This window comes from Pseudomonas sp. WPR_5_2, from assembly GCF_003634475.1.
In the GTDB taxonomy this organism is placed as follows: Bacteria; Pseudomonadota; Gammaproteobacteria; order Pseudomonadales; family Pseudomonadaceae; genus Aquipseudomonas; species Aquipseudomonas izuensis.
In genome coordinates this window covers 67,195-77,264 of the sequence record NZ_RBLA01000001.1, presented here as the reverse complement: position 1 = coordinate 77,264, position 10,070 = coordinate 67,195, and the positions used below count along the sequence as shown (strand labels likewise).

The 10,070-nt window shown below is 60.8% G+C and carries 9 protein-coding genes; 8 read left to right on the top strand and 1 reads right to left on the bottom strand.

Annotation, left to right across the window (positions count from 1 at the left end):
* Nucleotides 1–93 precede the first annotated feature (93 nt).
* On the bottom strand, nt 94–1,059 hold the full coding sequence (locus tag BJ917_RS00345; RefSeq protein WP_096511675.1) for a LysR family transcriptional regulator: 966 nt from the start codon (nt 1,057–1,059) through the stop codon (nt 94–96).
* Nucleotides 1,060–1,366: 307 nt separating this feature from the next.
* Here BJ917_RS00345 and argH point away from each other — a divergent pair, with 307 nt between their 5' ends.
* The 8 genes from argH (at nt 1,367) to BJ917_RS00305 (ending at nt 9,983) form a co-directional block, all read left to right on the top strand.
* Complete coding sequence (gene argH, locus BJ917_RS00340) at nt 1,367–2,794, top strand: argininosuccinate lyase (protein WP_121100904.1); 1,428 nt, start codon at nt 1,367–1,369, stop codon at nt 2,792–2,794.
* A 150-nt stretch (nt 2,795–2,944) separates the two neighbouring features.
* On the top strand, nt 2,945–3,823 hold the full coding sequence (locus BJ917_RS00335; protein ID WP_096511677.1) for an amino acid ABC transporter permease: 879 nt from the start codon (nt 2,945–2,947) through the stop codon (nt 3,821–3,823).
* Between the two features lie 10 nt (nt 3,824–3,833).
* Nucleotides 3,834–4,598, top strand: coding sequence for an amino acid ABC transporter ATP-binding protein (locus BJ917_RS00330; RefSeq protein WP_096511678.1), 765 nt, complete (start codon nt 3,834–3,836; stop codon nt 4,596–4,598).
* A gap of 40 nt (nt 4,599–4,638) precedes the next feature.
* Nucleotides 4,639–5,463 (top strand): ABC transporter substrate-binding protein, encoded by an 825-nt coding sequence (locus BJ917_RS00325; RefSeq protein ID WP_096511679.1) that lies wholly within the window; start codon nt 4,639–4,641, stop codon nt 5,461–5,463.
* A 114-nt stretch (nt 5,464–5,577) separates the two neighbouring features.
* A complete protein-coding gene (locus BJ917_RS00320) occupies nt 5,578–6,426 on the top strand; it encodes a polysaccharide deacetylase (RefSeq protein WP_121103060.1) in 849 nt (282 codons plus the stop codon).
* Nucleotides 6,419–7,306: a polysaccharide deacetylase gene (locus tag BJ917_RS00315; RefSeq protein WP_121100901.1), complete on the top strand. Its 888-nt coding sequence runs from the start codon at nt 6,419–6,421 to the stop codon at nt 7,304–7,306. Before BJ917_RS00320 ends, BJ917_RS00315 begins: the two co-directional genes overlap by 8 nt.
* Nucleotides 7,303–8,652, top strand: coding sequence for an MmgE/PrpD family protein (locus BJ917_RS00310; protein WP_121100898.1), 1,350 nt, complete (start codon nt 7,303–7,305; stop codon nt 8,650–8,652). The genes BJ917_RS00315 and BJ917_RS00310 overlap by 4 nt, the downstream gene beginning before the upstream one ends.
* Before the next feature lie 152 nt (nt 8,653–8,804).
* Complete coding sequence (locus BJ917_RS00305) at nt 8,805–9,983, top strand: MFS transporter (protein ID WP_121100895.1); 1,179 nt, start codon at nt 8,805–8,807, stop codon at nt 9,981–9,983.
* Nucleotides 9,984–10,070 lie beyond the last annotated feature (87 nt).

Below are 10,070 nucleotides of genomic sequence, written 5' to 3'. Positions count from 1 at the left end.
GGTGTATCAGTCAACATACTTGTTGTTTGATACTCCCCTTCGTCGGAACGCCGCCCGGAGCCGGCTCGCTCCCACAAGGACCGTGTTCAACCATTAGATTGTTGCCTTCAAATCCACTCCCAGCGCCTTGGCAAATGCCTTGACCAGCGGACTGCGCACAGTGTTGTGACGCAGGATCAGATTAAACGGCGTGACGATATGGATCAGCTCCGGGCACAGTGCCCGAAACTGTCCCTGCGCCACCCAATTCGCGGCGTAATGCTGCGGTAGAAAACCCACGAAACGACCAGTCCTGATCAACAGCGCCACGGCTTCCACCTGGGTCGCCGATGCGGAAAAGCTGTCGTAGTGGGCAAAGTTGAGTTTGTCCCGATGGATCGCGTAGCGATGGTTGATGCACTCATAATCCTTGAGCATGTTGCTGTTCATCTGATCGCTTGGCATCGAAAATAACGGGTGACCCACCGCGCAATAAACCTCAGAACGCTCCTCATATAACGGGTAGTAATCGAACTCTTCCCGCCGTTGATAAACCGGCACAATTCCAGCCACCAGTCGCCCCTCGACAACGCCCCGCTCTACCTCATCCAGCTGCGACGCCTGAAGTTGAAACCTTACTTTAGGTGACTGCTCGTTTATTGCTCTAAGCGCAGCAACTAACGGCGATTGCGGATCGGAAATCGTATTATCAATAACCCCCACACCAAGATCACCAATAAGTTCGTTCTGCGCTGAACTAAGACGATCACGAAAGTTATCAACCGAGGCAAATAAATCAATCGAAGCCTGATACACCAGGCGCCCTTCTTCGGTCAGGTGAAAGCCTTCGCGCCCTCGGGTACACAGGCGCATGCCGATGCGGATTTCCAGGTCGGAAATCTGTTTGCTGATGGCTGCCAGCCCTACATTCAACTCGTTTTGCGCCGCACTGAAACCGCCCGCCTCGACCACCGCCTTGAACACTTTGAGCAGCTTGAAGTCCAGCCCGCTGAGGGCCAGCGGTGCCCGTTGCAGCGTTTTCGGCGGCGGGTTTCCGGAATTGGAAAGTGGGGTTTCCATAATGCTTATTTACCTCTGGCGCCCGATTCAACAACCTGTGTCCAACAACAAAAACATAGCTGGCCTAATAATAATGAACACAGAAAACCAGACTTGGCAACCACTAACAAATTCCGAACTTCAGTGCCAAACCACTGATTTCGAAGCATTAAAAGCTGACACTTCGATCAGCTCTCGCCCTTTTGCAACTGCGCTGGTCCCCTGCCCCTGATTATTAATTGACCTGATGACGGCCGAACGAACTTCGGCGTGCATTTTCAGGCCTGGCAAACCGATTTCGTTCGCATTACCGACGAGGAAAATAACAATGTCCCAAGCCACCGACCGTCTCTGGGGTGCACGCTTCAAAAGCGGTCCGTCCGAAGCCCTGGCCGCCCTGTCCCGCTGCCCGGAACGCTACTTCCGCCTGACGCCATACGACCTCGCCGGTTCCAAGGCGCACGCCCGGGAACTGCAACGCGCCGGACTTCTGACCGAGCAGGAAACCCGGACCATGCTCGACGCCCTGGAGCGTATCGGCGCTGATTTCCGCGCCGGCAGCATTGCCCCGACCCTGGACGACGAAGACGTTCACACCTTCATCGAGCGCCTGCTGACCGAACGCCTCGGTGCCCTGGGCGGCAAGCTGCGCGCCGGCCGGTCACGCAACGACCAGACCGCCAACGACCTGCGCCTGTTCCTGCGGGACCATGTACGCACCCTGGCCGTCGAAGTGTTGGCCCTGCAACAGGCGCTGGTGGATCAGGCCGAGCAACACGTCGAGAGCATCTGCCCCGGTTTCACTCACCTGCAGCAGGCGCAGCCGATCGTGTTCGCCCATCACTTGCTCGCCCACTCGCAATCGATGCTGCGTGACGTGCAGCGCCTGGTGGACTGGGATGCACGTACCTCGCTGTCGCCATTGGGCGCGGCGGCCATGGCCGGTTCCGCCATTGCGCGTCTGCCGCAGCAATCGGCGAAAGAAATGGGTTACAGCGGTGTTTGCGAAAACTCCATCGATGCCGTGGCCAGCCGCGATCACGTTGCCGAATTCCTGTTTATCGCCAGCATGCTCGGCATCAACATCTCGCGCCTGGCCGAAGAATTCTGCCTGTGGTCGTCGCGACAATTTCGCTGGGTCGCGCTGGACGATGCCTACGCCACCGGCAGCTCGATCATGCCGCAGAAGAAGAACCCGGACATCGCTGAACTGGCCCGGGGCAAGGCCGGTCGCCTGATCGGCAACCTCACCGGTCTGCTGTCGACCCTCAAGTCCCTGCCACTGTCGTACAACCGCGACCTGAGCGAAGACAAGAACGGTGTGCTCGACAGCGTGGACACCCTGCTGCTGGTGCTGCCGGCGATGGCCGGGATGGTGGCGACCATGACCGTCAATGTCGAAGAACTGCGTCGCCAGGCTCCGCTGGGCTTCACCCTCGCGACCGAAGTCGCCGACTGGCTGGCGATGCGCGGCGTGCCGTTCAAGGAAGCCCACGAGATCACCGGCGCGCTGGTCAAGGCTTGCGAGCAACACGAGATCGAACTGTGGGAAGCGTCCCCGGCGTTGCTGGCCGAAATCGATCCACGCCTGACGCCCGAAGTGCGTGAGAGCTTGACCCTGGAAGCCGCCATCGCCGCCCGCAGCGGCTGGGGCGGTACCGCGCCACAACAGGTACGCGAACAGATCGGCCGCCTGAAAACCGCCCTCGCCGCCCAGCAAGCCTGGACCGAAAACTATCAGGGCTTCCGCCTCTGATAGAGCACGCGATCCTGTAGGAGCAAAGCTTGCTCGCGATGGCGTCGGCACATTCAACGACGATGTCGCCTGCCATGCCGTCATCGCGAGCAAGCTTTGCTCCTACAGGGTTGAGGTGGACTTGAAAGAACAGTGTACGGAGAAACAACCATGAGCCAGACACAGGCAGAACGACTCCAGGCGGAGCGCAAACTGGCGGAAAACCAGTTTGATATCACCCAGTATCAACACGTGCCACGGCGCTATTACGGGCGGATGTTCTTCGCCGCCGTGATCGTCGCAGCATTGCTGGGCCTGATACGCGCCTTCGCCGAAGGCAAGATCGAATGGTCCTATATCGGCCAGTTCCTCACGTCCCAGGCGATCATGTGGGGCCTGCTCAACACCATCGTCATGGCGGTACTGGCGATGGCCCTGGGCATTGTGTTCGGGGTGATCACGGCAATCATGCGCATGTCGGCCAACCCGATCCTGCGCTATGTGGCGCTGACCTACACCTGGCTGTTTCGCGGCACGCCGCTGATCCTGCAACTGCTGTTGTGGTTCAACCTGGCGCTGATCTTCCCCACCATCGGTATCCCCGGCCTGGTCGAAGTCGACACCGTGAGCCTGATGACGCCGTTCGTGGCCGCCCTGCTGGGCCTCAGCATCAACCAGGGTGCCTACACCGCCGAAGTGGTGCGCGCCGGCCTGCTTTCGGTGGACACCGGGCAGTACGAAGCGGCCAAGTCGATCGGCATGCCGCGCCTGCAAGCGCTGCGCCGGATCATCCTGCCCCAGGCCATGCGCATCATCATTCCGCCGGTGGGCAACGAGTTCATCGGCATGGTGAAAATGACCTCGCTGGCGAGCGTCATCCAGTACTCGGAATTGCTCTACAACGCCCAGAACATCTACTACGCCAACGCCCGCGTGATGGAGCTGCTGATCGTCGCCGGTATCTGGTACCTGGCCACGGTCACCGTGCTGTCCTTCGGTCAAAGCCGCCTGGAGCGTCGTTTCGCCCGCGGCGCCGGCAAGCGTTCCTGAGGAATCCGACATGAGAAGCATCGTCAAGGCCGTGAGCCTGAACAAGTACTACGACAACTTCCACGCGCTCAAGGACATCAACATCGAAGTCGAGCAAGGCGAAGTGCTGTGCATCATCGGCCCGTCCGGCTCCGGCAAGAGCACCCTGCTGCGCTGCGTCAACCAGCTGGAAAAAATCGACAAGGGCGGCCTGTGGGTCGACGGCGAACTGGTGGGCTACCGCATCGTCGGCAACAAACTGCACGAACTCAATGAGTCGCAGATCGCCCGCCAGCGCCTGTCCACCGGCATGGTGTTCCAGCGTTTCAACCTGTTCCCGCACATGACCGTGCTGCAAAACATCATCGAAGGGCCGTGCCAGGTGCTCAAGCGTTCGCCCAAGGAGGCGCATGACGAAGCCGTGGAACTGCTCGCCCGCGTCGGCCTGGCCGACAAGCGCAACAGCTACCCGATCGAACTCTCGGGTGGTCAGCAACAACGCGTCGCCATTGCCCGTGCCCTGGCCATGCGGCCCAAGCTGATGCTGTTCGATGAACCCACTTCGGCACTCGACCCGGAACTGGTCGGTGAGGTGCTGTCGGTGATGCGCGATCTGGCGCAGACCGGCATGACCATGATCGTCGTCACCCATGAACTGGGCTTCGCTCGCGAAGTATCCAACCGCATGGTGTTCATGGACGGCGGGCAGATCGTGGAGGCAGGAAGCCCCGAAGAAATACTAATAAGTCCGCAAAACCCACGCACCCAAAGCTTCATTTCTGCCGTTCGAACCTAGGCGCCGGCTGGCGTAAAAAACACTCATAAGAGAACGACCCATGAAGAACTTCGTTATCCCGGCAGTACTCGCAGGCCTGATGGCCTCCAGCTTCACCTTCGCCGCCGAATTGCCGGCCAGCATCAAGGACAAGGGCGAGATCGTCGTCGCGATCATGCCGAACTACCCGCCGATGGATTTCAAGGACCCGGCCACCAACACCCTCACCGGTCTCGACGTTGACCTGGGCAACGCCCTGGCCGAACGCCTGGGTGTGAAGATCAAATGGCAGGAAACCGGCTTCGAACAAATGATCAATGCCCTGACCACCGACCGCGTGGACATGGTGCTGTCGGGCATGACCGACACCAAGGAGCGTCAGGCCAGCGTGACCTTCGTGGACTACTTCACCAGCGGCCCGCAGTTCTACACCCTGCAGAAAAACGCGGCCACCAACGAAATCATCGACCTGTGCGGCAAAAAGGTCGGCACCAGCCGCCGTACCACCTTCCCGGCGGAAATCGCCGAGTGGAGCAAAGCCAACTGTGAAGCCGCCGGCAAACCGGCGATCAACGTGATCGGCACCGAAGGCTCGGCCGACGCCCGCGCGCAACTGCGCCAGAGCCGCATCGACGCGGCGATGCAAGGCAGCGAAACCCTGCCTTACCTCAAGACCCAGGAAAAGGACATGTACAAGACCGTGGGCCTGCCGATCTCTTCGCAGTTCACCGGCCTTGGCGTGAGCAAGAAAAAACCTGAATTGAGCGAAGCGGTGAAAGTCGCGTTGCAAAGCATGATCGACGATGGCAGCTACCAGGCGATCCTGAAGAAATGGGACCTGGAACTCGGCGCGATCAAGACCGTGACCGTCAACGCCGGGAAATAACCGGGCTCAACCACCACCCACTGTGGGAACACAACCTGTGGGAGCAAAGCTTTGCTCCCACAGGGACCACCCAAAGGGAATCGGTGTTTTTTATAGATTGTTGGAGTACCCATGATGTCCTCCTCACCCCAACCCACCTGGCCGGATAACCACAAGGCTTGCCTGGCCCTGGCCTTTGACCTCGATGGGCCCACCGGCGATGCCATGCTCAACGGCTCGATCTGGCACAAGCCCGAGTACTTCGGCTTTGGCGGTTACGGCCCCTACCGGGCACTGCCGCGACTGCTCGATCTGCTCGACGAGTTCCGCCTCCCGACGACGTTCTTCGTCCCGGCCTGGGTCGTGGAAAACTGGCCGAAACAGTGCCAGGCGATTGTCGAACGCGGGCATGAGGTGGCGTATCACGGCTACAAACACGAATCCTTCTACGCCCTGACGCTGGAACAGCAGAAGGATGTGATGAAGCTGTCCCGCGAAGTGTTCTGGAAGCACCTGCACATCCGCGCCGAAGGTTTCCGCACGCCATCCGGTGACTGGCGCGCCGAAACCCCGGCGATGCTGGTGGAGGCCGGTGTGACCTACTCCAGCAGCATGCGCGGCGATGACCGACCGTACCTGGTGAATGTACCGGGCCACGCCACACCGCTGGTGGAAATCCCCGGCCGCTGGGAAATGGACGACTACGCGTCCATCGCCTACACCCGTGCCCCGGACTTCCCCTCGGGGCTGGACCGCACCGCCAGCTACGAACTGACCCTCGACAACTGGTGCCGCGAATATGACGGCGCCATGAACGAAGGCTTGTGCCTGACCACCCTGTTCCACCCCAAGATCACCGGCAAACCGGGACGCATCCTGTTGCTGGAAAAACTCTTCGAACACATGCGCCAACGCGACGACGTGTGGTTCGCCACCTGCCGCGACGTCGCCCAGTGGTGGCTCAAGGAGCGTCACCATGGCTGAGTCCACTGTCTGGCCCAAGGGCTATCGCTGCGCCGTGGTACTGACCGTCGATTACAACGACATCCACGGCATTCTCACCCAGGCCCCGGAAGTCGCCGGGCGCGACAAGACCCTGTCGGTCTGGCGTTATGGCACCCAGCGCGGGGTCGAGCGTTTGCTCGCTCTGTTGAGCGAACTCGGCGTCTCCAGCAGTTGGTTTGTCCCCGGTATCGTCGCCGAGGAAAATCCCGAACACCTTCGCGCGATCCAGGCCGGCGGCCATGAAATAGCCTGCGCCGGGTATCGCCATCAGAATTACGACACCCTCGACCTGGCCACACAGAGCGCCGACATCGCCCAGGGTTGCGCGGCGTTGGCCGCGTTGACAGGGGAGCGTCCGACCGGGTTTCGCATCCCCGCCGGCAACGGCGCACCGGGTTTCATCGAGGCGTTGAAGGATCAAGGCATTCGCTGGTCGTCATCATGGCGCGGCGACGATTTGCCGTTCGCGCATCCAACCGCGCCGCAGGTGATCGAGTTGCCGTTGCACTATGAGCTGGAAGACGAACCCTACTTCGCCTTCAACCTCAGCCCGGCGGTGCCACCCGCGCAATCGCGGATCGCCTCCTACAGCCATACCCTGGGCAACCTGCAAATGGACTTCGCCGGGTTTCATCGGTTTGGCCTGTGCTACGTGCTGCGCCTGCACCCGGAAATCATCGCCACACCGGGGCGGATCGGCGTGTTGCGCGAGCTGCTTGAGGGCATCTTGCAGCACGATGATGTGTGGATCACCACTGGGGCTGAAGTCGCCCAGTGGTGGGCCGAGTCAGCGGCGCCCGTGACCGAGGATCATCCAGCGTCCGTTTATGAACGGCATTATCGGGACTACCTCCTATGACCGAGCGCATGCAACGGCTGGTGCAGTTCTGCGTCGATACGCGATTTGAAGACCTGCCACCGGCGCTGGTGGCGCAAGCCAAACGACACATCCTCGATACCTTCGGCGCGTCCCTGGCCGGGGCCGGCAGCGATGTGGCGAAGCAGGCGCGCCAGGTATTCGACGGCGAGACTGGCCATGCGCTGGTCTGGGGTACGCAGGGGCGGATGGGCGCGGCGCAGGCCGCGATGCTCAACGGCATCGCTGCCCATGCGCTGGAACTGGATGACACCGGTGGCTGCGACCATTCCGGTGCCGTGGTGCTGCCGGCGGTGATGGCGGCGGTGTCGATGTCCGGGCAACCCGTGAGCGGGCGCGAGTTCATCACGGCCGTGGTGATCGGCTACGAAATCGGTCGTCGGGTCCTCGAAGCCTGCGGCGGTTACTCGGCCCACAACGGTGCGGGCTGGCACTCCACGGCGACCTGTGGCGTGTTCGGCGCGGCGGCGGCCAGTGCGCGCATCCTCGGCCTGGATGTACGGCAAACCGTGTCGGCGCTGGGTATCGCCGGCAGTTTCAGCGGTGGCCTGTGGGCCTTTATCCACGACGGTTCGCAAAGCAAGAAACTGCACAGCGGTCGCGCTGCCGAAGGTGGGTTGCTGGCGGCGCGATTTGCCCGAGAGGGCATCAGTGGGCCGACCCAATTGTTTGAGGATGTCTGGGGCGGTTTCCTCAAGACGCTCGCTACGCAGACGGCCACGCCTGAAGCGCTGGACACCGACCTCGGCATCGTCTGGAAACTCGCGCGCTGCTCGATCAAGCCTTATGCCTCATGCCGTGGCACCCATTCGGCCATCGATGCCCTGGGCTTGCTGCTTGAGCAATTGAATGCGCAGGCTCATCAGGTCGAGGATGTTCAGGTTTCAGTGTGCGGGTTCCTTCGGGACATGTGCGGCGGTCACGATGTCAGCACCCTGGCGGCGGCGCAGATGAGCCTGCCTTACGCGCTGGCGGTATGGCTGGTGCACGGTCATTGCCGATTGCAGGCTTACGACGACGATCTGCGCAGCGATCCTCGAATTGCCCAGTGGATGTCGCGTATTCGCCTTGAAGTGGACCCGCGACTGTCGGAGGATGGCGAGCCCATTGTGACATTGCAGACCGTGGACGGTCGGCAGGCGAGCCTGTGTGTTGAAGTGCCGTTGGGGGCGCCGGGCAATCCATTGAGTGATGCGGCGCTTGAGGAGAAGTTTTTCAGCCTGGCGACGCGAGTGATGTCGCAGCGGCAGGCCGAAGAATTGCTGGGGCAGTTGTGGCGGCTGGATGAACTTGAATCGGTGGGCATGCTTGAGCGGTGGCTGGCTTGAGGATTGAGTCGCCCGACCGGGCCTCTTCGCGAGCAGGCTCGCTCCCACAGGGGAACGCATTCCAATTGTGGGAGCGAGCCTGCTCGCGAATGGCAGCGACACGGTTTCCAGTCGAACACTTGAACATCTGAATAAGGACATTTGTACGCACCGTGGCCACTTACTCCCTCATTGTCCGCCGGTTGATGATCGTTTCGCTGACCATCGTCGTCAGCCGCGCCATCACCAGCCCGTTGCTCACGTTGTTCCTGAGCAACAAACTCGGCCTCAACCAACAGGACGTTGGCTTGCTGCTCGGTATCGCGGTGTTCATCGCCACCCTGCTCGCCCTTTATGGCGGCTACATCATCGATCGCCTGGAAAAACGCCGGTTGCTGATCCTGGCGATGCTCTCCAGTGCCATCGGCTTCGTGCTGCTGACCTTCGCCGAAAACCTCTACCTGACCACCGTCACCCTGGTGATCACCGAGACGGCTTCGGCGCTGTTTCTCATCGGCTCCAAGGCCATCCTCAGCGAAAACCTGCCCATCAGCCAGCGCGCCAAGGCGTTTTCCCTGCGCTACACCCTCACCAACGTTGGCTATGCCACCGGCCCCATGCTCGGCGTGGTGATCGCCGGGTACTACCCGATTGCGCCGTTCCTGATTGCCGGTGCCATCGCGTTCTTCAGCATCTTCCTGATGATCGGCATCCCGAAGAATTCGGCGCAGACCCCGGCCATTGGCCAACCGCAGAGTTTCTTCAAGACCCTGGTGACCCTCAAGAACGACCGCACGCTGATCATGTTCACGGGTGGCTGTCTGCTCAGCACCGTGGTGCATGGCCGTTACACCCTGTACCTGTCGCAATACCTGCTGGTGACCCACGATTCCAAACGCGCCCTGGACATCATGGCCGCCCTGCTCGCCTGCAACGCCATCAGCGTGATCCTGTTGCAGTATCAGATTGGCCGTTTCCTCAATCGTGAAAAGCTGCGCTACTGGATTGCCGGCGGGACCAGCCTGTTCATCCTCGGGATGATCGGCTTCAGCCTGGCCGACAGCATGGTCAGCTGGTGCGTGGCGATGTTCGTCTTCACCCTGGGGGAAATGATCATTTACCCCGCGGAATTCCTCTTCGTCGACACCCTGGCACCGGAAGAGCTGCGCGGCAGTTACTACGGTGCGCAGAACCTGGCGGCCCTCGGTGGCGCCCTGAGCCCGGTGATATGCGGCTTTTTGTTGATGCACACGCCGGCACCGACGATGTTCTATGCCTTGAGCGCGCTTACTGCGGTGGGTGGATTCCTGTGTTTCATGAGTGGCCGGCGCGTGGCGTTACATCAGAATTAGTGAACTGAAGCTTCATTAATATGAATTTGTCAGCATCTGGATTGAACGGCACACTGTGCCCGTTCCTCCCCCAATAGTTGGAACAAC

Excerpts from the sequence above, each read along its gene's own strand:
- BJ917_RS00345 (WP_096511675.1), bottom strand. The coding sequence starts at position 1,059 with ATGGAAACCCCACTTTCCAATTCCGGAAACCCGCCGCCGAAAACGCTG.
- argH (WP_121100904.1), top strand. The coding sequence starts at position 1,367 with ATGTCCCAAGCCACCGACCGTCTCTGGGGTGCACGCTTCAAAAGCGGT.
- BJ917_RS00335 (WP_096511677.1), top strand. The coding sequence starts at position 2,945 with ATGAGCCAGACACAGGCAGAACGACTCCAGGCGGAGCGCAAACTGGCG.
- BJ917_RS00330 (WP_096511678.1), top strand. The coding sequence starts at position 3,834 with ATGAGAAGCATCGTCAAGGCCGTGAGCCTGAACAAGTACTACGACAAC.
- BJ917_RS00325 (WP_096511679.1), top strand. The coding sequence starts at position 4,639 with ATGAAGAACTTCGTTATCCCGGCAGTACTCGCAGGCCTGATGGCCTCC.
- BJ917_RS00320 (WP_121103060.1), top strand. The coding sequence starts at position 5,578 with ATGTCCTCCTCACCCCAACCCACCTGGCCGGATAACCACAAGGCTTGC.
- BJ917_RS00315 (WP_121100901.1), top strand. The coding sequence starts at position 6,419 with ATGGCTGAGTCCACTGTCTGGCCCAAGGGCTATCGCTGCGCCGTGGTA.
- BJ917_RS00310 (WP_121100898.1), top strand. The coding sequence starts at position 7,303 with ATGACCGAGCGCATGCAACGGCTGGTGCAGTTCTGCGTCGATACGCGA.